The 24,253-nt window shown below is 66.6% G+C and carries 24 protein-coding genes; 3 read left to right on the plus strand and 21 right to left on the minus strand.

Features of this window, described 5'->3' with window-relative positions:
* Window positions 1-44: 44 nt before the first annotated feature.
* The 15 genes from chrA to ACSSV8_RS03290 all read right to left on the minus strand — a co-directional run bounded on the left by chrA (window position 45) and on the right by ACSSV8_RS03290 (window position 14,274).
* Window positions 45-1,295 (minus strand): chromate efflux transporter, encoded by a 1,251-nt coding sequence (chrA, locus tag ACSSV8_RS03220; protein ID WP_454281480.1) that lies wholly within the window; start codon window positions 1,293-1,295, stop codon window positions 45-47.
* Window positions 1,296-1,344: 49 nt separating this feature from the next.
* Window positions 1,345-3,276 carry a 1-deoxy-D-xylulose-5-phosphate synthase gene (dxs, locus tag ACSSV8_RS03225; protein ID WP_454281481.1) on the minus strand — a complete coding sequence of 644 codons (1,932 nt, stop codon included), beginning with the start codon at window positions 3,274-3,276 and terminating at the stop codon, window positions 1,345-1,347.
* Window positions 3,277-3,368: 92 nt separating this feature from the next.
* Entirely contained in the window at window positions 3,369-4,460 is a 1,092-nt protein-coding gene (gene pufC, locus ACSSV8_RS03230) for a photosynthetic reaction center cytochrome PufC (RefSeq protein WP_354537201.1), read from the minus strand.
* 3 nt (window positions 4,461-4,463) lie between these two features.
* Complete coding sequence (gene pufM / locus ACSSV8_RS03235) at window positions 4,464-5,453, minus strand: photosynthetic reaction center subunit M (protein WP_354537202.1); 990 nt, start codon at window positions 5,451-5,453, stop codon at window positions 4,464-4,466.
* Between the two features lie 3 nt (window positions 5,454-5,456).
* Window positions 5,457-6,296 (minus strand): photosynthetic reaction center subunit L, encoded by an 840-nt coding sequence (pufL, locus tag ACSSV8_RS03240; protein WP_354537203.1) that lies wholly within the window; start codon window positions 6,294-6,296, stop codon window positions 5,457-5,459.
* Window positions 6,297-6,412: 116 nt separating this feature from the next.
* Window positions 6,413-6,574 (minus strand): light-harvesting antenna LH1, alpha subunit, encoded by a 162-nt coding sequence (pufA, locus tag ACSSV8_RS03245; protein ID WP_354537204.1) that lies wholly within the window; start codon window positions 6,572-6,574, stop codon window positions 6,413-6,415.
* A 15-nt stretch (window positions 6,575-6,589) separates the two neighbouring features.
* Window positions 6,590-6,739: a light-harvesting antenna LH1, beta subunit gene (gene pufB, locus ACSSV8_RS03250; RefSeq protein WP_354537205.1), complete on the minus strand. Its 150-nt coding sequence runs from the start codon at window positions 6,737-6,739 to the stop codon at window positions 6,590-6,592.
* 132 nt (window positions 6,740-6,871) lie between these two features.
* On the minus strand, window positions 6,872-7,096 hold the full coding sequence (gene pufQ, locus ACSSV8_RS03255) for a cytochrome PufQ (RefSeq protein ID WP_354537206.1): 225 nt from the start codon (window positions 7,094-7,096) through the stop codon (window positions 6,872-6,874).
* 4 nt (window positions 7,097-7,100) lie between these two features.
* Window positions 7,101-8,567, minus strand: a complete 1,467-nt coding sequence (gene bchZ, locus ACSSV8_RS03260) for a chlorophyllide a reductase subunit Z (protein WP_454281482.1) — start codon at window positions 8,565-8,567, stop codon at window positions 7,101-7,103.
* Entirely contained in the window at window positions 8,567-10,066 is a 1,500-nt protein-coding gene (bchY, locus tag ACSSV8_RS03265; protein WP_454281483.1) for a chlorophyllide a reductase subunit Y, read from the minus strand. The genes bchZ and bchY overlap by 1 nt, the downstream gene beginning before the upstream one ends.
* Entirely contained in the window at window positions 10,063-10,218 is a 156-nt protein-coding gene (locus tag ACSSV8_RS03270; RefSeq protein ID WP_354537209.1) for a hypothetical protein, read from the minus strand. The genes bchY and ACSSV8_RS03270 overlap by 4 nt, the downstream gene beginning before the upstream one ends.
* A complete protein-coding gene (locus ACSSV8_RS03275) occupies window positions 10,205-11,209 on the minus strand; it encodes a chlorophyllide a reductase iron protein subunit X (protein ID WP_354537210.1) in 1,005 nt (334 codons plus the stop codon). The genes ACSSV8_RS03270 and ACSSV8_RS03275 overlap by 14 nt, the downstream gene beginning before the upstream one ends.
* Window positions 11,206-12,147 carry a chlorophyll synthesis pathway protein BchC gene (bchC, locus tag ACSSV8_RS03280; RefSeq protein WP_454281484.1) on the minus strand — a complete coding sequence of 314 codons (942 nt, stop codon included), beginning with the start codon at window positions 12,145-12,147 and terminating at the stop codon, window positions 11,206-11,208. Before bchC ends, ACSSV8_RS03275 begins: the two co-directional genes overlap by 4 nt.
* Window positions 12,148-12,262: 115 nt before the next feature.
* Window positions 12,263-13,408, minus strand: a complete 1,146-nt coding sequence (locus tag ACSSV8_RS03285) for a methyltransferase (RefSeq protein WP_354537212.1) — start codon at window positions 13,406-13,408, stop codon at window positions 12,263-12,265.
* On the minus strand, window positions 13,405-14,274 hold the full coding sequence (locus tag ACSSV8_RS03290; RefSeq protein ID WP_454281485.1) for a polyprenyl synthetase family protein: 870 nt from the start codon (window positions 14,272-14,274) through the stop codon (window positions 13,405-13,407). Before ACSSV8_RS03290 ends, ACSSV8_RS03285 begins: the two co-directional genes overlap by 4 nt.
* A 94-nt stretch (window positions 14,275-14,368) precedes the next feature.
* On the opposite strand from ACSSV8_RS03290, the gene crtD reads away from it, so the two are divergent.
* Complete coding sequence (gene crtD / locus ACSSV8_RS03295; RefSeq protein WP_454281486.1) at window positions 14,369-15,934, plus strand: 1-hydroxycarotenoid 3,4-desaturase CrtD; 1,566 nt, start codon at window positions 14,369-14,371, stop codon at window positions 15,932-15,934.
* Window positions 15,898-16,773, plus strand: coding sequence for a carotenoid 1,2-hydratase (gene crtC / locus ACSSV8_RS03300; protein ID WP_454281516.1), 876 nt, complete (start codon window positions 15,898-15,900; stop codon window positions 16,771-16,773). The genes crtD and crtC overlap by 37 nt, the downstream gene beginning before the upstream one ends.
* 21 nt (window positions 16,774-16,794) lie before the next feature.
* Here the strand turns inward: crtC and glyA are convergent, their stop codons facing one another.
* Window positions 16,795-18,102 carry a serine hydroxymethyltransferase gene (gene glyA / locus ACSSV8_RS03305; RefSeq protein WP_454281487.1) on the minus strand — a complete coding sequence of 436 codons (1,308 nt, stop codon included), beginning with the start codon at window positions 18,100-18,102 and terminating at the stop codon, window positions 16,795-16,797.
* Window positions 18,103-18,262: 160 nt separating this feature from the next.
* Here glyA and ACSSV8_RS03310 point away from each other — a divergent pair, with 160 nt between their 5' ends.
* Complete coding sequence (locus ACSSV8_RS03310; protein WP_354537216.1) at window positions 18,263-19,024, plus strand: NAD kinase; 762 nt, start codon at window positions 18,263-18,265, stop codon at window positions 19,022-19,024.
* A gap of 8 nt (window positions 19,025-19,032) precedes the next feature.
* Here ACSSV8_RS03310 and ACSSV8_RS03315 read toward each other — a convergent pair whose 3' ends face one another.
* Genes ACSSV8_RS03315 through nuoN form a run of 5 tightly spaced genes read right to left on the minus strand, consistent with a single transcriptional unit; the run spans window position 19,033 to window position 24,248 of the window.
* Window positions 19,033-19,524: a DUF2478 domain-containing protein gene (locus ACSSV8_RS03315; RefSeq protein ID WP_354537217.1), complete on the minus strand. Its 492-nt coding sequence runs from the start codon at window positions 19,522-19,524 to the stop codon at window positions 19,033-19,035.
* Between the two features lie 10 nt (window positions 19,525-19,534).
* Entirely contained in the window at window positions 19,535-21,202 is a 1,668-nt protein-coding gene (locus ACSSV8_RS03320; protein ID WP_454281488.1) for a ribonuclease J, read from the minus strand.
* Between the two features lie 6 nt (window positions 21,203-21,208).
* A complete protein-coding gene (locus tag ACSSV8_RS03325) occupies window positions 21,209-21,979 on the minus strand; it encodes a type III pantothenate kinase (RefSeq protein WP_454281489.1) in 771 nt (256 codons plus the stop codon).
* A 16-nt stretch (window positions 21,980-21,995) separates the two neighbouring features.
* On the minus strand, window positions 21,996-22,760 hold the full coding sequence (locus tag ACSSV8_RS03330; protein ID WP_454281490.1) for a biotin--[acetyl-CoA-carboxylase] ligase: 765 nt from the start codon (window positions 22,758-22,760) through the stop codon (window positions 21,996-21,998).
* A 54-nt stretch (window positions 22,761-22,814) separates the two neighbouring features.
* A complete protein-coding gene (nuoN, locus tag ACSSV8_RS03335; RefSeq protein WP_454281491.1) occupies window positions 22,815-24,248 on the minus strand; it encodes an NADH-quinone oxidoreductase subunit NuoN in 1,434 nt (477 codons plus the stop codon).
* Window positions 24,249-24,253: the final 5 nt, after the last annotated feature.

Here is a 24,253-nt window from a genome sequence, read left to right on the forward strand (position 1 = left end):
AGCATAGGGGATTCGGATCAAAACAAAAGAGCCTCTGGCACCTCTCACATCACAAGATGCCATGCCCCCGCAAGCCCCGCCATCAGCCCCAGAACCCGGCCCATCGAGAGCCGCGCCCCGAGAAGCAGCGCCACCGACAGCGCTGTAAAGCCTGCCCCGAGCCATGAAAACGACGCCCAGACTGGCACCGGCAAGAGGGTGCCGCCGCGCATCTCGCCGAACACGACATGCAGCGCGAACCACACCGACAGGTTGAGGATCACCCCCACCACCGCCGCCGAGATGCCCGAAAGCGCCCCCTTCAGACGCGGCCTGGCCAGAATATGCTCGACATAGGGCGCGCCGGTGAAGATCCACAGGAAGCACGGCACGAAGGTCACCCAGAGCGTGAGCGCCGCCGCCGTGACCGCCAGCCCGATGCCGCCCTGAAGATAGCCCGCGAGCAACCCCACGAACTGCGTCACCAGGATGAGCGGCCCCGGCGTCGTCTCGGCCAGCCCCAGCGCGTCGATCATCTGCGGCGTGCCGAGCCAGCCTTTGACCCCCACCACAGTGTCGGTCATGTAGGCCAGAACCGCATAAGCCCCGCCAAACGTCACCACCGCCAGTTTCGAGAAGAAAAGCGCCAGTTCGGTGAGGAACGTGGCCCCCATCGCCCAGGCGACGAAAATCGGCGCGACCCAGAGCGCGCCCCATGTGAGGGCGGTTCGCAGCGTGTCGGCGGGCCGCACCGCAAGGGCCACCGGCACCGGCCCCGCCGCGGCGCCGCGCGCGCGCCACGCGCCCCAGAGAGCGGCCGCCAGGATGATCGCCGGAAACGGCACCGACAGCGCAAACATCGCCACGAAGGCCAGTCCCGCCACCACCCAATGCGCAGGGCCGGCCAGCGCCTTGCCGGCCAGCCGCACCAGCGCCTGCATCACGATCGCCACCACCGCCGCCTTGATGCCCAGAAACACCGCCTGCACCAAGGGCATGCCACCCCAGACCGCATAGCCAAGTCCGAGCGCAAGGATCACGGCCGCCCCCGGCAGCACGAAGAGCAGCCCCGCCATGAGCCCGCCCGCCACGCCGCGCAACCGCCAGCCCGCATAGGTGGCAAGCTGCATCGCTTCCGGCCCCGGCAAGAGCATGCAGAACGACAGCGCGCCAAGGAACTGCTCCTCGCGCAGCCAGCCGCGCCGCGTCACCAACTCATCATGCATGACCGATATCTGCGCCGCCGGCCCGCCGAAACTCAGCAGTCCGATCCGCGCGAAGCTGCGGAAAAGCTCGGGGAATGCAGGCGCGTCCATGCGCCCTTTGTTGCCTGCGTGTGCGCGCAGGGCAAGCGGGAAACGCGCCCTATCGGGCGACGCTCAGCGGCACCACTTCGCCGCGCCCCGCCGCCATCACCGCGCGCAAGCTTGCCGCGATATCGCCCGCCGTCATGCCGGCATCCGCATACATGTCCGCCGGACTCGCCTGATCTATGAAGCGGTCCGGCAAACAGATGGTGCGGATCGCCAGCCCCCGGTCGAACGCGCCGCGCCGCGCCAACTCGTGCAGCACGATGGAGCCGAACCCGCCCTCGGCCCCCTGCTCGACCGTGATGATCGCGCGGTGATGGCGCGCCAGCTGCATCAGCAGATCGGTATCGAGGGGCTTGGCAAAGCGCGCATCGGCCAGCGTGACGGAGATGCCGTCGTCGCGCACCATGTCGGCGGCCACCTGGCATTCGAAGAGATGGGCGCCAAAGCTCAGGATCGCCACGTCCGTGCCCTCCTCGATCACGCGGCCGCGCCCGATCTCCAGCACCTGCCCCCGCTCGGGCAACGCCACGCCGGTCCCCGCCCCACGCGGATAGCGAAAGGCAATTGGCCCGTCGTCATGCGCCGCTGCGGTGGCGACCATATGGACCAGTTCCGCCTCGTCGGCGGCGGCCATCACGGTCATGCCCGGCAGGTTGCCAAGATAGCCGATATCGAACGCGCCTGCATGGGTCGCGCCATCGGCACCGACCAGCCCGGCCCGGTCAATGGCAAAGCGCACCGGCAGGCGCTGCAAGGCCACGTCATGCACCACCTGGTCATAGGCGCGTTGCAGGAAGGTCGAGTAGATCGCGCAGAAGGGCTTCAGCCCCGCAGCCGCCATCCCGGCGGCGAAGGTTACGCCATGCTGTTCGGCGATGCCCACGTCAAAGACGCGGGACGGGAACCGCGCGGCCATCTTTCCCACGCCGGTGCCATCGGGCATGGCCGCCGTCACCGCGACGATGCGCTCGTCGCGCGCCGCCTCATCGGCAAGGCTCTCGCCGAACACGGCGGTATAGGACGGCGCGGCAGGCGCGGATTTCGCCTGCGCCCCGGTGGCGGGGTCGAATTTCGACACGCCATGGCCCCGGTCCGCCGCGCCCTCGGCGGGGGCATAGCCCTTGCCCTTGACGGTGCAGACATGGATCAGCACCGGCCCCGTCGCCCGCGCCCGCGCCGCGCGCAACACGGGCAGAAGCTGGCCCATGTCATGCCCGTCGATGGGGCCGACATATTGAAATCCCAATTCCTCGAAGAGCGTCCCCGACCCGGTCAGCCCGGTCACCAATTGCCGCGCGCGCTTGGCGCTCTCGCGCAGGGGCGCGGGCAGCGCCGCCTCGAACCCTTCGGCCAGCGAGGTTATCCGCGCCACCGGCTCGCTCGCATAAAGACGGCTCAGATAGCGCGACATTGCCCCCACCGGCGGCGCGATGCTCATTTCATTGTCATTGAGGATCACGAACAGCCGCCGCCCCTCGGCCCCGGCGTTGTTCAAGGCCTCATAGGCCATGCCCGCGCTGATCGCCCCGTCGCCGATCACGGCGATGGCGTCGCCCGTGGCCTGCCCCATGTCGCGCGCGACCGCGAAACCGAGGGCTGCGCTGATCGAGGTGGAACTATGCGCGGCCCCGAACGGGTCATGCCGGCTCTCCGACCGCTTGGTGAAGCCCGACAGCCCGCCTTTCTGGCGCAGTGTGCGGATGCGGTCGCGCCGCCCGGTCAGGATCTTGTGGGGATAGCATTGATGGCCGACATCCCAGATCAGCTTGTCCATGGGCGTGTTGAACACCGCATGAATCGCCACCGAAAGCTCCACCACCCCAAGGCTCGATCCCAGATGCCCGCCGGTCTCCGACACGGCGGAAATCACCTCGGCGCGCACCTCACCGGCAAGCTGGCTCAGCTCCCGATCCGACAGCCGTCGAAGATCCGAAGGGCCTGCGACACGGTCCAGGATGGGGGTCAAGGGTCTGGGATGGGTCATCTCGGGGCCTCCTCTCAAGGGTGGCGCGCGCCACCCGCGCGAAGGGCGGCGAGGGATACGGCAGGGGCGCGTCGCGCGCCCCTGCCCTGTGGTCAGTTACCGTAAACCGGCGTTTCGGTGGTCGCCAGTTCCGGCCAGTCGGCAATCACGTTGGTGCCTTGCAGCGGCTGCTGATAGCCCTTGTGACAAGTCTTGCAGGCGGCCTTGGGGGCATCCGCATAAACCGGGCCAAGCCGGTTCTCGGGCAAAAGCCCCTCGAGCGGCACAAGCCAGTCATTGTTCAGCCCCAGCACCATTTCGATCCCGAGGATCTCGGTGCCCCATTGCGGCGTCACCTGCGCACCGTCATAGAAAGCGCGGCTGTTGTGGCAGAACACACAGTTCACCCCGAGCGAGTTGCTGACATAGTTCATCAGCGAATAGGTCCGCTCGGCCTGCTGGATACCGGGATAGTCGTCCTTGCCCGGAACACCCGCCACGCGGCTCTCCAAGTCATGCACCTTGATGCTCTCGCCATCGAGCAGGTATTTCTCCAGCGCATCCGAGGGCAGCGAGGTGAATTGCGATTGCACCGTCACCCGGTTCTGATTGGCCGACCAGCCTTCGGCGCTCTCGTTGACCGGGCTGATCCTGAACCAGATATCCGAGGGCACTGCCTGACCGCGATGGCAGGTGTAACAGGTCACACCCACCTCCTTGTTGGCGTTGACATGACCGCCCCACTCCTCGTTGAGCATCCTGGTCATGGCGATCATCGTATGGCCCACGGCGGTCTGGTAATTGTCGGGATCCTCGAAGAGATCGGGGATACCCGTCCAGGCCCGCATCGCGTTCAGCAGCCGGTCGTAATTTTCAACTGTCAGATCGCCGAGGCCCGGAGGCACGTTCTCACGCGCCTCGCCCGCCGTCTGCTCGCCACCCTGCGGCACCACGGGTGCCGAGGTTGTCGCGAGAAATCCCGCAATACCCGGATCGGGCCGTGCCAGATCGGTCTTGAACTCGGGCACCGACATGCCCGTGCCGCGCGGGCCGGTTTGCAGGCTGTCGGTCGCATAGGGCTGACCGAAGGCCACCAGCATGGAGGCGGCGAAGACCGCCCCCCCCACCACGCCGATGGCAATGGCGGGGCCGTAGATGTCGCGCGGATTGTCGCGGTTCCATTTGTCAAACCATCTTGGAAACATGGCTCACTCTCCCTGTCCGATGAAGGCTTCGTAGGAGCCGTAAGCCTCGTAGCCGTAAGAGCCGTCATAGATGGGCGCGAAATTGTGCTCCTGTGCCCAGATGAACCAGTTATCAACCACCGTGCCCGTCAGCAGGATGCCGATGCCCCCGGTAATGGGCGTCAACACCGCAAACCACCAGGCCCACCGGTGAATCCCCTCCATCGTCGCGTTGAACCCCATGGTCCAGCGCCAGAAGAGGGCGGCACGCTCCGAGGCCGTGCCACGGTCCACGATCTGCTCCAGCTCCCGGTCGCCGCCATAGCGGGTCACGGCCAGGATCGTCGCCCCGTGCATGGCAAACAGCAGCACCGAGCCATAGAGGAACACGATCGAGAGTGCGTGGAACGGGTTGTAATAGAGGTTGCCGTAGCGGATCGAGAACGCCGTGGTCCAGTCGAGATGCGGGAAGATCCCGTAGGGCACCGCTTCGGACCAGGAGCCCATCAGGATGGGGCGGAAGAGGCCCAGCACCAGAAAGAGCCAGATCGCCGACCCGAAGGCCCAGAAGACGTGCTTGCCCATCTTGTGGCTCGCCGCCAGCTGATAGCTGCGCGCCCACCAGGCCATCACCGCGACCAAGAGGAAGAACGACGAGATGATATACCACCCCCCGTCATTCAGCGGCGGCATCGACAGGCCATGCTCTGGCCCCGGCGGCTCCAGCGCCAGCCAGAAAAGCTGCCGCAGGAATTCCGGGATCGACCAGCCCACTTGCGCCAGCATGTTGAAGCCGACGATGAAGAACCAGGCAAAGCCGCTGGCAAGGCTCACGACCCCCAGCATCCCGAGGTTGATCGGCCCCAACTGCGCGTTGCCCAGCCAGCCCACCAGGGTGGAGAAGCGCGGCGTGCCCGCACGTTCCTCCATCAGGCGGCCGCCGGTGTCGTCCATGCCCATCTCGGGTGCGCCCTGCACCTGAACTTGCGTGAATATGTTCTGATATTCGATCATGATTTACATCCCCACCTGAGAGGGCCAGATCGGCAGATCGAGCCACCAGTTCCACCATTCGGGCCAGCCCTTGGTCCAGACCGGGCCGGAGATGATGATGCAGACGGCCGACCAGAACCCGGCATTGAGCGCGAGCAACAGGCCCACACGGTGAATCCCCAGCGTGCCCACCGAATACCCGACGAAATCACGAAAGAACGTGTCCTCGTGATCCGGCGTCTTCATCTCCTCGCCCTTTTCGGGGTTGGCCGCCGACAGGATCAGCCCGCCATGCAGCGCGAGCGCCAGCGTGGTGGTGAAGAAGAACGTCACCGCCAGCATATGCGCCGGGTTGTAGTGGAAGTGCAGGTAGGCATAGCCGGTGTTGCTGACCCAATCGAGATGGCTGAAGATGCCGTAAGGAAAGGCGTGCCCCCAGGCCCCCATCAGGAGCGGGCGAAAGATCACCAGCGTGACATAGGCAAAGATCGCCACGCTGAAGGCAAAGGGCACGTGATAGCCCATCCCCAGCTTGCGGCAGATCTCCACCTCGCGCAGCGCCCAGCTGCTAAAGGCACCGACTGCGCAGATCGTGATGATCTGCCAGAGCCCGCCTTCCATCAGCGGCGCAAGGCCGAGCCCGTAGCTCAGGTCAGGCGGCGCGATATTGATCAGCCAGGGGTTGAAAGTCCCCTGTTGAGAGGCCCCCCAGAAAATGAGAATGGTGCCGAGCGTGGCGAAAAACGCCGTCGTCACCCCGAAAAAGCCCACGTAAAACGGTCCGACCCAGAAGTCGAACAGATCGCCGCCGATCAGCGTCCCTCCGCGAACCCGGTATTTGCGTTCGAAACTGAGCAAAGCCATGTCTCTGCCTCCGCATATGGCGGCCCCGCGTTCGCATCACGGGCGGCCGTTGGTTTGGGTGTCGTCTGCCGCGGGCGGGGGTTCCGCCCGCGGCGCTTTTTCTGGCGAACGCCTTTTCAGCGCCCGTATTTCTGGGACGCGATTTCAAACCAGTTGAAACCGTCGGTGCTCAGAAGCACGAGGTGAATCATCACCGCCAGAAGAAACAGGAACACGCCCTGCGCCACGAAAACGCGGCGGGGGTCGAAGATCAGCCATATTTTGTAAAACTTAGCCATTTTCTACCCCTTTCCTCAGAACCACGGGAACCAGATGAAGGTCGCGATATGTGCGACCACTGCAACCAGCGAGAACAGCCAGAGGCCGCTCATATACACTGAATGCAGTTCCTGGGCCTGCTCGTCTGTGAGACCTGTGAACGACAGGTCGGATTTATCAGCCATGAACTTTCCTCCGGAATGTTATGCTGACGCCGCGGCACCCCGCGGCCGGGTCCCTCGGGGCCGGATGGCCCTTCAGGGTCTGTCCGCCCTTTCGGGCGTGCAGTCTCGGATTTCGGTCAGGGGCCATGGGCCTCAGACCGAGAAAATCATCGGCGTGATCCGGTCGGCCTCGAGCCAGGCGCGCGCCAGCGGCCCGGTGAGGTTGAGCGTCCGGTGCCGGATCACGTCGCGGATCCAACGCACAGCAGCGAAGGGGATCGCAACGAAGAAGATGCAGAAGAAATAGACCCGGTATTCGGCGCTGTTGCGCCGTGGGGCGCGGCGGCGCACCGGCGGGCTGGATGTCATGTCGGTCATCGGTTCACTCCTCCTGATCGGATGGCATGTTCGGGGAAACGCGGGTGAGGGCGGCCAGCGTGACGCGTCCTTCCCCGTGGTTGAGGGCATCCGCCTCGGCGCTGTCGCGCAGCGCCTTGGCGGCAGAAATCCGGGTCAGAACGGGATGGCTCTCGACGATGCGCGCCAGCGCGGCACTCGCCTCCGCGTCCCAGGGCAGATCGCGGCGCAGCGGGGTGGGCGTCGCCGCCCCCGCATCCATCTCCGATCCCAGCGGCAGGATATGAAAGAGCGCGTCGAAAAGCCCGTTGCACACTTCCTGCAAGAGCCACACCGCCCCGGCATAGCCCATCATCGGCGTACCCGTGGCGCGCCGGATCGCGGCACCGGGAAATCCTGCGGGGATGAAGGCCGGGCGCGGCCCATGGCCCGCGCTCATCTCGGCCAGATACATCTTTTCGTTGATCGACCCCATCAGGATCAGCGGGCGCTTGCCGTGGATCAGGGCGCGCACCTCGTCGTTATTGGTCTTCTTGCCCGCAAGACGCGGGATGGCGAAGGCGCAAGGCAGGCCCAGATCGTCCTCGAGATAGGCGCGGATGCCGCGCGTATAGGTCTCGGAGGCCACGATCCCGAAATTCGCCGTGGCAAAGAAATCCTGCGTGACCGAGCGCCAGAGGTCCCAGACGGGCTTGAGTGTCGAATGTTTCTCGCGGGTGATGAACGGTTCCGGGTCAAGCCCCAGCATCTCGCCGAGTTTACGCAAGAACAGGGTGGTCGACTCGACACCGATCGGCGCTTGCAGATAGGGCTTGCCCAGAACCTCGGCCAGACCACGGCCAAACTCACGGTACATCACGATATTGGCGTCGGCGTTCACCAGGTTGCGCATCTCCGCGAGATGCGCGCCCATCGGCATCACCATGTTGACCTCGGCCCCGATCCCCTCGACCAGACGCCGGATTTCATGCAGATCCGAGGGCATGTTGAACGTGCCATACATCGGCCCGAGGATGTTGACGCGGGGGGCGGCGCCCTCTTCGCGCTTCTTCTCGGGCGGCATCCGGCCCTTGGTCATGCCGAACTCGGTGAAAATCCAGGTCATCGCCCGGTCGGCGGATTGCCATTGATCCTCATCAATGGTGCGCGGCAGGAACCGCTGAATATTGGTGCCCTGTGGCGTGACGCCCCCGCCGATCATCTCGGCAATCGAGCCGGTGACAACCACCGCAGGCAGCGCCGGATCGAGCGTGCCCCAGGCGCGTTTCATCGCCTCTTCGGTGCCCGCGCCCATCTCGCCCTCGCCCAGGCCCGTCACCACGATGGGCAACTCATGGGGCGGCAACGCGTCGGTGTAATGCAGCACGGATGTCACCGGCAGGTTCTCGCAGCCCACCGGGCCGTCGATCACCACTTGCAGCCCCTTGACGGCGCAAAACGCATAGACCGCGCCCCAGTAGCCGCCCGCCCGGTCATGATCCTGCACCAGCATCAGATCATTTCCTCCGCCTTGGCCGCGCGGGCCTTTTTCTCCAGCTTCTTGAGGTTCGTGGCGCGGAAATCGGCGCGGATATTCGGATCGCCTTCCCAGACACCCGCGCTGTCGCCCGTGCCCACCCCCTCGAAGAAGGCGCGCATTTTTCCCATGCGCTCGCGGTTGCCCATGGCGGCATTCACGACGGTGGCCAGACTGCCTGCGCCCGCCGGTCCCATCAGCGGCCGCGCCGAGATGAGGTTCGTGAAGTAAAGGCTTGGTGTTCCACGTTCTTTCGCCTTTTGCACGACCGGCGTTGTGCCGATGGCAAGGTCAGGCTCCAGCGCTTCCATCGCCGCGCAATCATCCTCGAGAGAGGCGCGGAATTTCACCCGCGCGCCATGCGCCACGAGCCATTCCGCATCCGCCGCCGACCAGGCCGATTTCGCGCAGGCCGTGCCCACATAAGGCACCTCCGCCCCGCTCTCGATCAAAAGCCGCGCGACCAGCAACTCGCTGCCCTCATAGCCCGAAACGGTGATCCGCCCCTTGATCGGTGCCGCGGCCAGCGCGCCCCGGATCGCGGGCAGGATGGCATTCTGCGCCTCGGAAATCTTTTCCTGTGATAAACCAAAGCATTGGCCGATGTTGTTCAACCACATTTCAGTGCCGTCCACCCCGACCGGCGCAGAGCCCACGATGGGCCGCCCGGCGGCCTCGAACTCGCGCACAGCCGCCGTGTAGAACGGATGGATCGCCGCCACCGCCCCGCAATCGAGCGCGGCATAAAGCTCGCGCCACTCGCGGCACGGCACCACCGGCCCGACCGCCAGCCCCAAGGGGGCCAGCATCTGCCCGATGATCATCGGATCGGCCGGGAACATCTCACCCAGAAGCGTGACGGTGGGGCGATCCGACACGCCGCCCTCGGGGGCGGCCACCGGGCCTGCCTCGGCCTCCTTGCGGGCATAGTTCAGCATCGCGCCCGCCAGCACATCCTTGGCCTCGGCATGGGTCGGCACGCCGAACCCCGGCACGTCGATACCAACGATGCGCACGCCGTTGATCTCGCTCGGCAAAAGACGCAGCGGCACGCCCGAGGCCGTCGGCACGCAGAGGTTCGTCACCACCACCGCGTCATAGCGGTCGGGATCGGCCAACTCGTGCACCGCGTCGCGGATATCCTCAAAGAGCTTGCCCGTGACAAGGCTCTCGGAATTGAACGGCACATAGCCGACCGAGCGGCGCGCGCCGTAGAAATGACTGACGAAGGTCAGGCCATAGACGCAGCAGGCAGAGCCCGAGAGCACCGTTGCCACCCGCTTCATCCGCAGGCCCACGCGGAGCGACCCGAAAGCCGGGCACATGCTCTGCGGCTTGTCATGCGGCCCTTGCGGGTAATCGGCGGCATAGCGGTCGAGCACCTCTGACGCCCCCGCCTTGCGCGCGGCCTGGGTCATCTCGTCCCTGGCGTGACAGCCAAGGCCTGCGTCGGGGATATGGTCCTGCCCGCTCATGACGCCCGCCTTTCGGGGGTCTCGTCGCGCCCCTCGCCCGCGGCCATGACATCGGCCATCAGACGCCGGATCTGCTCGGGGCGCGCCTCGGACAGCAGCCGCTGCACCTCGGCCAGCGTTTCACGGCGAAGGGAGGGATCACGCCTCGTCATAAATCACCTCGAGGCTCGGCTTCGGCTTGGCATGTTTGCCGCGCATGTCAGCATCGGTAGCGGGCACAAGCACATAGTCGCCGCCCGTATCCTTGCTGTCGAACAGCGCCAGCAACCCGTCCTGATCGAGCGGGTTGGGCCGCACCGGCGGGGCCACGCCAACCGCTTCGGCCAACCCGGCAAAGAGATTGCCCCACTGGCTCTGCATGGTGCCGACAATCTGGTAATTGGCCGATTTCTTGCGCAGGTCGTCATCCTGCGGAATGGCCGCCAGAACCGGAATGGACACCGCCTTGGCAAAGGCCTGCGCCTCACCGGAATGGTCATCCTTGTTGATCACAAGGCCCGCGACGCCGACATTGCCGCCCATCTTGCGGAAATATTCCACCGCCGAGCAGACATTGTTGGCCACGTAAAGCGATTGCAGATCGTTCGAGGCCACCAGGATGACCTTCTGCGCCATGTCTCGCGCAATCGGCAGGCCAAACCCGCCACAGACCACGTCGCCCAGAAAATCCAGCAGGACGTAATCGAAATCCCAGTCGTGAAAGCCCAGCTTCTCCAGCAGTTCAAATCCGTGGATGATCCCGCGCCCGCCACAGCCCCGGCCCACTTCCGGCCCGCCAAGCTCCATCGCAAAGACACCACCGCGCTTGAAACACACATCACCGATCTTCACCGGCTCACCGGCGAGGTTCTTTTTCGTCGAGGTCTCGATGATCGTGGGGCACGCCTTGCCGCCGAAAAGCAGCGAGGTGGTATCGGATTTCGGGTCGCAGCCGATCAGCAGCACGCGCTTGCCCTGCTCGGCCATCATGTGGCTGAGATTGGCCAGCGTGAAGGATTTGCCGATGCCGCCCTTGCCGTAGATCGCGATGATCTGCGTCTTTTTCGAGGGCGGGGCCTGCGGCACTTCAAGGGTCGGCTCCTGGGCCGCCTCGTCGCGCAGCCGCTTGTCGAATGCCTTGAGATTGGGCACGTCGTCTTTCATGCGGCGTCCTTCCAGTTGAGTATCATCTTGAGGCAATCGGGGTCCCCGAAGGCCGTGCGATAGGCTTGGGGCGCATCTTCGGCCCGCGCCTGATGGGTAATGAGACCGCCGAGTGACAGAGCGCCGGTTTCGACAAGGTCGCGCACGGCGATGAGGTCGCCACGCGTCCATTCCGCCGCCACCCGCAGCCGCGCCTCGCGCATGAAGGCGGGCGGAAAGGCAAAGCTGAGACCGGCAGGATAGAACCCTGCCAGCACGATCTCGCCGCCCTTGGCCAGCCGCCCGATCAGGTCATCGAGGATCGCGGCATTGCCGGAGGCGTCGTAGATCGCGCGATAATCGCGGCGCGGGTCATCTTCGGGCGCAATCACCGCGTAGCCCTCGGCCCCGCCGCGCCGACCGGGCTCGACCTCCCACACGACCGGCGCGGGCGCGCCCGCCGCAATCGCCAGCCGTGCGAGAAGCCGACCGAGAACGCCGTGACCGACGATAAGATCGGGCATGGCCTTGTCGAGCCCCGCCATGGTGTGCCGCGCGGTGGCGGCCAGCGCCAGAAGCGCGCCCTCGGGCCCATGACCCGCGTCGATGCGCACCGCGCGGTCCGCGCGACTCACCAGCCGCGCGGCGGCACCACCGAAAAGCCCGTGCGCGCCCTCGAAACAATCCGCACCCGGCACGAAGACATGATCGCCCGCACGAAAGCCGGTGGCGGGGTCCGCCTCGACCACTTCGCCCGCAGCCTCATAGCCCGGCACCAGCGGATAGCCCATCCCCGGAAAGGGGGGCATCTGCCCGGACCAGAACAGTTTTTCCGTGCCGGTCGAAATTCCGGAATGGGAAATCTTCACCACGATATCACCTGCGCCCGGTGCCTTGAGCGGCAGAAGGTCGATGATCAGATCCTCCGGACCTTTCAGGCAGATTGCGCGGGTTTCCATGATGGCCCCCTCCTCGGTGGCACCTGCGCCGGTTTGACGCAGCGGGGTAGCAGTTTCCCTAATGTCATCTTAAAGGGACAGGCTTTGGTGTCAACCTTTGTTTACACCTGATATGTCAACTGTCAGGTGAAGGTTTCAGCTTTTCGCAGACAACGACGCTGGTCACGTAAGGCCGATCCGGACGCGGGCTGTGGCGAACCACGAATCCCGCCTCTTGGCACAGCGCGCCGATCTCGGCGGCAGAGCGCGCGCGCCCGGTGCCCATGGCCATGGTGTAAAAGGCAAAATAGAGATCCCCCGCCGCCTCGGGGCGCACGCCGCCCGCCATCGGCTCGGCCACAATGAGCCGCCCGCCGGAGGGCAACGCAGCGTAAACATTCGCCAGAAGCGCGCGCACCGTCGCGTCCGAATGGTCATAAAGCACACGCACAAGGCTCACGGTGTCGGCCCCTTCGGGCAGGTCCGCCTCGCGAAAACTCATCGGGCACAGTGTCACCCGAGACGCCAGCCCCGCCGCACCGAGTCGCTGACGGGCACCCGCGAGCACCTCGGGCAAGTCCACGAGCATCACCTCCAGCGACGGATGCGCCGTGAGCGCCGCGGTGACGAAGGCCCCCGTGCCGCCGCCCACATCCATCAGCACCCGCGCGCCCGAGAGCCCCACCGCCCGCAATACGTCCTCGGCCACGAGCCGCTGGCTCTGCGCCATGAGGTCGGAATAGCGCGCCGCCACCTCGGGCGCGACCTCGCCCGCCTGCCCGAAGACATAGGGCCAGAACCGCGCCAGTTCCGTCTCACCCTCGCCGCGCAGCAGCGCGACCGGATCGGCCATGTCGGCATAAAAGGCGCGGTTGTGGCGAATCATCGCCTCAAGCCCCGGCACGCCAAGGATCACCGCGCCGCGCCGGTCCAGCGCAAACCGCCCGTCGCGCCGCCGCGTGAGCAGGCCAAGCGCCGCCCCCCCCTGCAAGAGCGCGGCCATCCGGGGCGCGGGAATCTCTGCCGCGCGCGCCAGATCCTCCGGCGTGCGCGCACCGTCCAGAAGCGCGCGCAATGTGCCGGTCTCGACCAGCGCCAGCAGCACCTGGGATTTCACAAACCCCTGCAATATATCGAAAATCTCGGCCCCGTCGCGCCGCGCCAAACCGCGCCCGAAGGGCAATCGCGCCGCCCGTGCCTGCACCTCGGGCCGTGTGAGCAACCGCAGGAACCAGCCCCGAAGCCCGCCCCGCGTGGCGGGCGGTCCGGCCACCGCTGTCATGCCCTGTGCCGGGCGGGCATCCGGGGCATGATCCGCTCGGCCTGAAGCCGCACCATCTTTGCCAGCGCCGCTTCGCCGGGGCAGGACGGGATCGAGGCGATGGCACCCGCGAGGATGTCCGACAGCCGCGACACCGCCCCCTTGACGCCAAGCTGCGTCACCGCATTGGGCCGCCCGTGCAGATCATCCTGCCCCACGGGCTTGCCCAGGCTCTCGGCATCCATCACCGCGTCGCGCAGATCGTCGGCCACCTGAAACGCCTCGCCGATAAGCGCGCCCAGATCATGCCACGGCTCGGGCTCATGCCCCGCCGCTATGGCCCCCATCTGCGTGGCGGCCACAAAAAGCGCGCCGGTCTTGGCCCGGTGATAGGCGGCAAGATCGACCGTCGGCTCACTCTCCCAGCCTTGGCCTGCGCAAATGCCGCCCGGCATCCCCGTGCGCCGCGCCAGCGCCGATGTCAGCCGCAGCGCGCGCGCGGCGTCCTCCTCGCCCGCACGCGCGAGCGTCTCGAAGGCCAGCACGATGAGGCTGTCACCCGCCAGCACAGCCAGCGGCTCGGAATAGGCGCGGTGCACGGTCGCCTTACCGCGCCGCGTGTCGGCATCGTCGAAACAGGGCAGATCGTCATGCACGAGGCTTGCGCAGTGAATGAGCTCGAGCGCCACCGCCGCCGCATCCGAGAGCGCGGGACGATCGTCACCGCAGGCCATCGCCACCGACAAAAGGATCGTGGGCCTGATCCGCGCCCCACCCGGCAAGACCGCGTGGCTGAGCGCCGCGGCCAGTTGACGGGGCGCAGGCGGCCCTCCTGCGCGCGCGAGTGCGGCGCCAATGGCCCCTTCGATCCGGTGCGAAAGCTGCATGTCGGGCCTCCTGAGCCGCTTGTGTCATTTATACATGACATACATTGTGTAAATCATACTGGACATATTGCCGTGCAGAGTCAACAATCCTCCCATGACAGCCGGGGCGCAGGATCAGACAGTGATCATCGGGGCGGGGGTCGCGGGGCTTGTCGCTGCCGCGCGGCTGGCCCATGCGGGCCATGCCGTCACCCTGCTGGAACGTCACGACCATGTGGGCGGCAAGATGCGCGCCCTGCCCTCGCCCGCCGGTCCGGTGGCGGCGGGGCCGACGGTGCTCACGCTGCGGGGCGTGTTCGACGCGCTCTTTGCCGATTGCGGCGAGCGGCTCGAGGATCATATCCGCCTTGTGCGCCAGCCGCTTCTGGCGCGGCATTTCTGGCCTGATGGCAGCCGGCTCGACCTTTACGACGATAGCCGCCGCAACGCGCAGGCCATTGCCGATTTCGCCGGGGCGCGCGCCGCCGAGCAGTTCCGTGCCTTTGACGCCCGCGCCCGCGCGCTCTTTGACGGGTTCGACGCGCCGATGATGCGGGCTGCCGCGCCGCGCCTGATGCGCCTTGTCGCCCATGTCGCCGCGCGCCCCAATCTGATGCGCCAGATGGCCCCGCTCAAATCTCTGGCGGAGCTTTTGCGCGAGAGCTTTGATGATCCCCGCCTTGCCCAGTTGTTCGGGCGCTACGCCACCTATGTCGGCGGCACGCCCGACGGCGTGCCCGCGCTTCTGGCGCTGATATGGCGCGCCGAGGCAGGCGGGGTCTGGGCGGTCGAGGGGGGCATGCACCGGCTGGCCGAGGCGCTGGCCGCACTTGCCCGCCGCAAGGGCGCGGTGATTGAGACGCGCGCGCATGTCGCCCGGATCGAGGCCACGGGCGGCGCGGTGCACGCCGTGATCCTGGCCGATGGCCGCCACATCGCTTGCGCCCGCGTCGTCTTCAACGGCGATCCTCGCGCGCTCTCTACCGGCGCGCTCGGCCCCGATTGCGCCTCGGTCGCCTCCGTCACGCGCCGCGCGCCGCGCAGCCTCTCGGCCGAGGTCTGGGCCTTCGCCGCGCGCCCCCTTGGCCCGGACCTTGCGCATCACAATGTGTTCTTTCGCGCCGATCCGGCACCGGAATTCGCTGCCCTCATGCGCGGCGAGACGGTGCCGGATCCCACGCTTTATGTCTGCGCCATGGATCGCGGGCTGGGGGCCACCCCGCCCGATCCCGAGCGTCTCGAGATCATCGCCAATGCGCCCGCGCACCCCGATGACGCCCCCCCCGAGGAGACCGCCCCATGCCATCCGAGATGTTTCGCAACGCTGGCCCGCTTCGGCCTGACCTTCTCGCCGGAGCCGACGCGCGCGGCGCTGACCACCCCGGCGGGCTTTGCGGCGCTCTTCCCGGCCTCGAACGGTGCGCTTTACGGGCAGAGCCCGCACGGGGCGCTGGCGGCCCTGCGGCGTCCCACGGCGCGGACGGGAATTCGGGGGCTTTACCTGGCCGGGGGCGGCACGCATCCGGGGGCGGGGGTGCCGATGGCGGCCCTCTCCGGTCGGCACGCGGCCGAGGCGATCATGCGCGACCGAATTTCAACCTCGACGTCCCGCCCGACGGATACGCCTGGTGGTATCTCGACGGGATCAGCGAGGATGGCACGCGCGCGATCTCGGTCATAGGCTTCATCGGGTCGGTGTTCTCGCCCTGGTATGCCTGGTCGGGGCGGCGCAACCCGGCCAATCATTGCTGCATCAACGTCGCCACCTACGGCCCCGGCGGGCGGTTCACCATGACCGACCGGGGCGAAAGCGCGCTGCGCCAGAGCGCCGATTGCCTGACGGTCGGGCCCTCGTCGATGCGCTGGCAGGACGGGCGGCTGATCGTCGAGATCAATGAGTGGGGCGCGCCGCCGATGGTGAGCCGCGTGCGCGGGCGGGTGGTGGTCACGCCCGCAGCGCTCAGCGGCGTGGAGGTGGCGCTGACGGATGACGGGGCGCATGTCTGGCGGCCTTTTGCGCCCACCTCGGATATCGAGGTCGATCTCGAGGCTCCCGGCTGGCAATGGCGCGGGCATGGCTATTTCGACGCCAATTTCGGCACCCGCGCGCTCGAAGCGGACTTCAGCCGCTGGACCTGGGGCCGGTTCCCGCGCGCGGGCGGCAGCACCTGCTTTTACGACGCCACGCGCCGCGACGGCAGCACGTTTGAATTGGGCGTGCATTTTGACGCGGAGGGCCGCGCCGACACCATCCCCCTGCCCCCCAAGGCGCGCATGGCCCGCAGCCTCTGGGCCGTGGCGCGCGAGACCCGCTCCGATCCGGGCCATACGCCACGGCAGGTGAAACCGATGCTGGATGCGCCGTTCTACTGCCGCTCGGCTGTGCGCACCGTGATCGACGGCGAGGAAAGCGTGGGCGTGCACGAGGCGCTCGACCTCGACCGCTTTCGCGCGGCCCTGCTCAAGCCGATGCTCGCCGTGCGGGTGCCGCGACGGGCGCGCTGGCGGTTTCCGGACTGATCCCGCCCGCGCGCGCGCTTTTCAGAGGCCTGGATAAAGCGGGAAGCGCGTGCAGAGCGCGGCCACCTCGGCCTTGACCTTCTCCTCGACGGCACCGTTGCCATCCTCGCCATTGGCGGCCAGACCATCGACCACCTCGATGATCCAGTCGGCGATCTGGCGGAATTCGGCCTCACCGAAGCCGCGCGTCGTGCCCGCCGGAGAGCCGAGACGAATGCCGCTGGTCACGGTGGGTTTCTCAGGGTCGAACGGCACGCCGTTCTTGTTGCAGGTGATATGCGCGCGGCCCAATGCCTTTTCGGTGGCATTGCCCTTGACGCCCTTGGGCCGCAGATCCACGAGCACCACATGGGTGTCGGTGCCATGCGTGATCGTATCGAGCCCGCCCTTGATCAGTTGATCCGACAGCGCCTGCGCATTGGCGATCACGGCCTTGATGTAATCCTTGAATTCCGGGCGCAGCGCCTCGCCAAAGGCCACGGCCTTGCCCGCGATGACATGCATCAGCGGGCCGCCCTGGATGCCGGGGAAAATGGCCGAATTGAACTTCTTGGCCAAGCCTTCGTCATTCGTGAGGATCATGCCGCCGCGCGGGCCGCGCAGCGTCTTGTGCGTGGTGGTGGTGGCCACGTGCGCGTGGGGGAAGGGGCTGGGATGCTCGCCGGCCGCGACGAGCCCCGCGAAATGCGCCATGTCCACATGCAGCCAGGCACCCACGCTATCGGCAATCTCGCGCATCTTCGCAAAGTCGATCCGGCGCGGGATGGCCGAGCCACCGGCGATGATCAGCTTCGGCTGATGTTCGGTGGCGAGGGCCTGCACCTGATCGTAGTCGATGAGGTTATCCTCGCGCCGCACACCGTATTGCACCGCGTTGAACCATTTGCCCGACTGGTTGGGCGCGGCCCCGTGCGTCAGATGCCCGCCCGCATCGAGGCTCATGCCGAGGATGGTGTCGCCCGGTTGCAGAAGTGCCGTGAACACGCCCTGATTGGCCTGAGATCCGGAATTGGGCTGCACATTGGCAAAACCGCAACCGAAGAGCTGGCACGCCCGCTCGATGGCAAGGTTTTCGGCGATGTCGACGAACTGACAGCCGCCATAGTAACGCCGCCCCGGATACCCTTCGGCATATTTGTTGGTCATCACCGAGCCCTGCGCCTCCATCACGGCGGCGCTGACGATGTTCTCCGACGCGATCAATTCGATCTCGTCGCGCTGGCGGCCAAGCTCCAGACCGATCGCGCGGGCGATCTCGGGGTCGCGCGTGGCGAGTGCCTCGGTGAAAAAGCCGATATCGGCCACGGGCCGGTTTCCGTCATGGGGCATGGCATGTCCTCCGCCAGAAGATGCAACTCGCGAAGCACCTAGCCCAAACATGCCCTCAAGGAAAGATTGTAAAGCGACGCATCCCCCCGCCTGACCGGCATCTCTGGCCTTGGCGCGCGAATTGTGCTTGGACTTGGGCAGGACAGGCCGGGAACAGCCCATGACGCAGAAAATCGCCTTTGTCGCCAGCGAGGCGCCCACGGCACAGACCGCGCGCGCGGCCCTTGTGGGGCGCTACGGCTCCGTGTCCGAGCCGCAGGCGGATGTGATCGTGGCGCTTGGCGGGGATGGCTTCATGCTGGCCACGCTGCACCGCACACAGGCCCTTGACGTGCCGGTTTACGGGATGAATCGCGGCACGGTCGGCTTTTTGATGAACGACTATTCCGAGACCGACCTGCCCGAGCGGCTGTCACGCGCCGAGGAAGAGGTGATCAACCCGCTTGCGATGCGCGCCGAGGCGGGCGACGGCACGATCCACGAGGCGCTGGCCATCAACGAGGTCTCGCTTCTGCGCGCGGGGCCGCAGGCGGCCAAGCTGCGCATCAGCATCGACGGGCGGCTGCGGCTGGAAGAACTGATCTGCGACGGCGCGCTGGTCTCGACGCCCGCAGGCTCCACCGCCTATAACTACTCGGCCCACGGCCCGATCCTGCCCATTGGCGCGGATGTGCTGGCGTTGACCGCCGTCGCCGCGTTCCGTCCCCGCCGCTGGCGCGGCGCGCTCCTGCCCAAGACGGCGACGGTGCGCTTTGACGTGATCGAGCCGCACAAGCGCCCGGTCATGGCCGATGCCGACAGCCGCTGGATCGAAAGCGTGCTCTGGGTGGAAATCCGCTCCGAGACCGGCATTGCGCACCGGATCCTGTTCGATCCCGGCCACGGGCTGGAAGAGCGGCTGTTGCGTGAGCAATTCACCTGAGGCGCGGATCACCCCAGCCAGGCGTCGAGCGCCTCGGGGGTGGGATCAAGCCGTGTGACCTCACCGCCGACGAACTCGGCCAGCCGTGGCGCGTTGAGCGCGTTGACCCCCACCAGCACCGGCACGCCAAGCGCCACCGCCTCGGCGATGAGGGCGCGAAACCCGCGCCCGTCGGCCTCGTGCTTGCCGAACTTGTTGACGATGACCAGATCGGCCCCCGCGCTCAACCGCGCCTCGGCTTCCGCCACTGCCTGTTCGAGCGCCTCCGGGTCAAGCCGACAGCCCCGCGCGCCGGGGCCGAGGCTTTGCGAGATGCGTATCACCGGCCCGTCGGGCAGCACCTGCACATCCATGTCGCAGGGACGCCCCTCGCCGCAATCGGAATTGACCTGCACCGTCCCGCATAGCCGTCGCCCGCGCGCGATGGCGCGCATGGCGAAACCGTGCAGCAGCAGGTCCATATCCCCCCGCCCCCCGGCCATGACACAGGCGATCCGCATCGCCCCGGCCTCAGTCGGTCAGGCGGCTGATGACCACCGTCACCTCGGGCCGCTTGCCGATCTCGGTCTGCGCGCTCTGCCGCGCCACCCGGCGCAGCCCTTCCTCGAGCTTGCCATCGTCGCGCAGCACCTTGTCTCCCGCGCGCTCCATGAACTGCGCAAGCTCTTCTTCCAGAACATCTGGCAGCGGCGCGCGGCTGCGCCCGGTGCCGGCAAGCCCCATCGTCTCGACCCATGGATCGCCGAGCGGCGCATTTTCCTCGTCGAGAATGACATTGATCATCACATGCCCGTTGAGCGCCATGCGGATCCGGTCGCGCACGACACCGTCAAGCGCGCCGAACGTCACCGAGCCATCCAGATAGGTCCGTCCCGTCTCGACATATTCAGCAACCTTGGGCGCGTTGCCGCTGAGGTCGATCATCATGCCGTTGACGGCCAGAATGCCCTCGATCCGGTTCGCGCGCGCCAGCTTGACATGCTCGCGCAGATGCCGGTGCTCGCCATGCATGGGGATGAGCATTTGCGGCTTCAGGAGCTTGTGCATCGCGTCAAGATCGGGCCAGTTGGCATGTCCCGAGACGTGATAGCGGTCATCGCCCTCGATCACGTCGACACCCTGTTCGGAAAACTGGTTGATGATGCGGATCACGCCGCGCTCGTTGCCCGGAATGGTCTTGGAGGAAAAGAGGAACGTATCGCCCTCCTTCATGGTGATCCCGTTGTACTTGCCATTGGCCAGTTGTGCGCTTGCCGCGCGCCGCTCGCCCTGAGAGCCGGTGACGATCAGCATGAGGCTCTCGCGCGGGATGTTGCCCGCCTCCTCCGGTGTCACGGTCTGCGGGAAATCCGGCAGAACGCCGGTCTCGCGCGCGGCTTCCACCATGCGCTGCATCGCCCGCCCCATCAGGCAGACGGACCGCCCGGCCCGCACGCCCGCCTCGGCCAGCGTGCGCACGCGCGCGACGTTGCTGGCGAATGTGGTGGCCACGACCATGCCCCGGCTGGCGGCAACCAGATCGGTGATCGGCTGCGCCACGCTGCTCTCGGAGCGGCCCTCGTGATGGCTGAAGACATTGGTCGAATCGCAAGCCAGAACCTTGACCCCCGCCGCCCCGATCGAGGCCCAGAGATCGCGGTCGAACGGCTCACCCACGCCGGGGTTGGTGTCGATCTTGAAATCGCCCGTGTGCACGATGCGCCCGCCGGGCGTGTCGATGACCAGCCCGGATGCCTCGGGAATGGAATGCGAGATCGGCACGAAACCCACGGTGAACGGCCCCGCCGCCACCGTCCCGGGCCAGACGCTTGCGGTTTGCACGGCCTGCTCGGGATGGCCATGCTCCTTCATCTTGCGGCGCGCGATATTGGCGGTGAAGGCGCGCGCGTAAACGGGTGCCCCCAGCCGGTCGTGGTAATGCGCGACCGCGCCGATGTGATCCTCATGCGCATGGGTGACGAACACCGCCTCCAGCCGGTCCTTGCGCTCCTCCAGCCATGCAATATCCGGAAGGATCAGATCCACCCCCGGAGAGCCGTCCATATCCGGGAAGGTCACGCCCAGATCGACAAGGATCAGCCGCTCCTTGCCGGGTTTGCCATAGCCGTAGACATAGGCATTCATACCCACTTCACCCGCCCCGCCGAGGGGCAGGTAGATCAATCGTTCGCTGCTCATGGGGCGTCAGCCCTCCTTGTTATATGCGTTGATCACGGTCAGCCCGTGCATCGTCAGTTCATCCTCGAACCTGTCGAACAGGTCCGTGCCTTGCTGGAAGAGCGGGGCCAGCCCCCCGGTTGCGATGACCGTCATGGCGCGTCCGCGCTCGGCCTTTATCCGCTCACATATCCCATTGATCAGCCCGACATAACCCCAGAATACGCCCGATTGCATGCAGGCGACGGTATTGGTGCCGATCACGCGCTCGGGCTTGGTCACATCCACATGCGGCAAGGCCGCCGCCGCCTCGTGCAGGGCCTGCAAGGACAGGTTCACCCCCGGCGCGATCACGCCGCCGATATAGGCCCCGTCGGTATCGACCACGTCAAAGGTGGTGGCGGTGCCGAAATCCACGATGATCAGATCCCCGCCATGCAGATCGAATCCCGCCACCGTGTTGACCAGCCGGTCCGGCCCCACCTGCGTGCCCGCATCCACCCGCACATCGACGGGCAGGCGGCATTCGGGCTTGCCCACCACGAGCGGGCGGCAGTTGAAATAGCGATCCGCCAGAACCCGCAGATTGAACACCACGCGCGGCACGGTCGAGGAAATGATCATCTCGGTGATCTCGGCGCGGATGCCGTGATGCTGAATCAGCGTCGAGAACCAGACGAAATACTGATCCGCCGTGCGCTGATGCTCGGTCGAGGTGCGCAGCGTGCACAGGAACCGCGTCCCGTCCCAGATCGAGAACACCGTATTGGTATTGCCGCAGTCGATCGCCAGAAGCATGTCCCGCCCCCCGTTATCAGAAAAACACCTCGGCCGCGGCGATGGACACGCGGCCCCGTGCCGTCGCCAGCACCAGGTTGCCCGCCGCGTCCACCGTCTCGAACCGGCCCTCATGCGTCTCGCGGGCGGTGCGCGCGGTGATCACCTGACCGAGACGCGCCGCCCGGTCGAGCCAGGCCCGGCGCAGCGGCTCGAAGCCATACGTGACGAACTGCGCCTCGAGCCGCGCATAGGCAGGGGCGAGCAGGTCGAGAAACGCCTCCGGACCGATCGCCACCCCGGTTTCGGACAAAAGCGAGACCGGCCGCAGCGCCCCCGCCTCCACCTCTGCCGCATCCGGTGCGGCCACGAGGTTCACGCCGATGCCGATGGCGAAATGGCTGAGATGTGCCCCCGCGCCCGCGCTCTCAAGCAATATCCCCGCCAGCTTGCCGCCATTCAGAAGCACGTCATTGGGCCATTTGAGCGCCAGCCCCGCCGCCCGTCCCGTCGCCGCCACCACCGCCTCATGGAGCGCCAGCGACGCCACGAAAGACCGCAATGCCACGCGGTCGGGCGTCTCCGACGGGCGCATCACCAGTGTTGCCGCGAAATTGCCGGGCGGGTTCGCCCAGGCCCTGCCGCGCCGCCCCCGCGCGGCGCTCTGCTCCAGCGCCAGGATCCATTCCGGCCCCGCCAGTTGCGACGCAATCCGCGCGGCCTCGGCATTGGTGCTGTCCACCCGCGCCAGCACCCGCCGCCCATAGCCCTCGGGCCAATCGCTGCGCGCCCCCGGTTTCATCGTTCCCCAAATACTCCCGCCGGAGGCATCCCCGCCCCGCAGCAGGCGCAGGCCTCAGCGGACAAGGCTCGCCGCCGCCGCCTGCGCCATGGTCTCGACGCCGAACATGTTGACGATGCCCAACAGCATCACCGCCGCCGATCCCATCAGGAAGGCCCATTGCACCAGTGAGCGACCGGTTTCCAGCGTCGATCCCTCCTCGCCGAAATACATGTAATAGACGATGCGAAGATAGTAGAACGCGCCGATGACGCTTGCCACCACGCCCGCCACGGCCAGCCAGACAAGCCCCGCCTCATAGGCCGCGCGCAGCACGTAGAGCTTGCCGAAAAATCCCAGAAGCGGCGGCACGCCGGCAAGGCTGAAGAGCAGGATCAGCATGGCCAGCGCGCGGCCCGGCTCGGCCTTCGAGTAGAGATTGAGGCTGCGGATATCGGTCACGGGCTGCCCGTCGCGTTCCATCGACAGGATGAAGGCGAACGTGCCCACATTCATCGTCACGTAGATCGCCGCATAAACCAGCATCGCCTGCACGCCAAAGACGGTGCCCGAGGCCAGCCCCATAAGCGCATAGCCCATATGCGCGATCGAGGAATAGGCCATCAGCCGCTTGATATTGGTCTGTCCAATGGCCGCAACCGCGCCGAGGAACATCGACAGAAGGCTGAGCGCCGCCAGCACCTGCTGCCAGTCCGCGACGACGCCGCCAAAGGCGTCATGCACCACGCGCGCAAACAGGCCCAAGGCCGCCATCTTGGGCGCGGTGGCGAAAAACGCGGTGATCGGTGTCGGCGCGCCCTCGTAGACATCGGGGGTCCACATGTGGAACGGCACCGCCGAGATCTTGAAGGCCAGCCCCGAAATGACCAGAACAAGCCCGATCAGCAGGCCAAGCGGGGTCTGCCCGTCGGCCGCAGCGATGATGCCCGAGAAAAGCGTGGTGCCGGCAAAGCCATAGACCAATGAGGCGCCAAAGAGCAGCAGGCCGGAGGACAGCGCGCCGAGCACGAAATACTTGAGACCCGCCTCGGTCGATTTCAGATTGTCGCGCCGCAGCGACGCGACCACGTAAAGCGCCAGCGATTGCAGCTCGAGCCCCATATAGAGCGCCATCAGATCGCCCGCGCTCACCATCACCATCATGCCCACGACCGAGAGCGCGATGAGGATGGGATATTCGAACCGCAGGATGCCGCGGCGCTCCATGTAGTCCTGTCCCAGCACCAGCACCGCCGCCGCCGACAACAGGATCACCACCTTGGCAAAGCGCGCGAACCCGTCATCGTTGATCATGCCGCCGAAGGCCGTGCGCGTGCCCGCGCCGCTCATCCCGATCCAGATCGCCAGCAGCACCATCAGTGCCGCCGTCACCCAGACGAGCAGCGGCGCAAGTCGGTCCTTACCGGTATAGACCGCCCCCAGAAGCGCTGCCATCGCATAGACAGACAGCAGGATTTCCGGAAGGATTACGTTCAGATCAGCCTGCATGGATC

The sequence above is a fragment of the Roseovarius sp. MBR-79 genome (assembly GCF_053628555.1).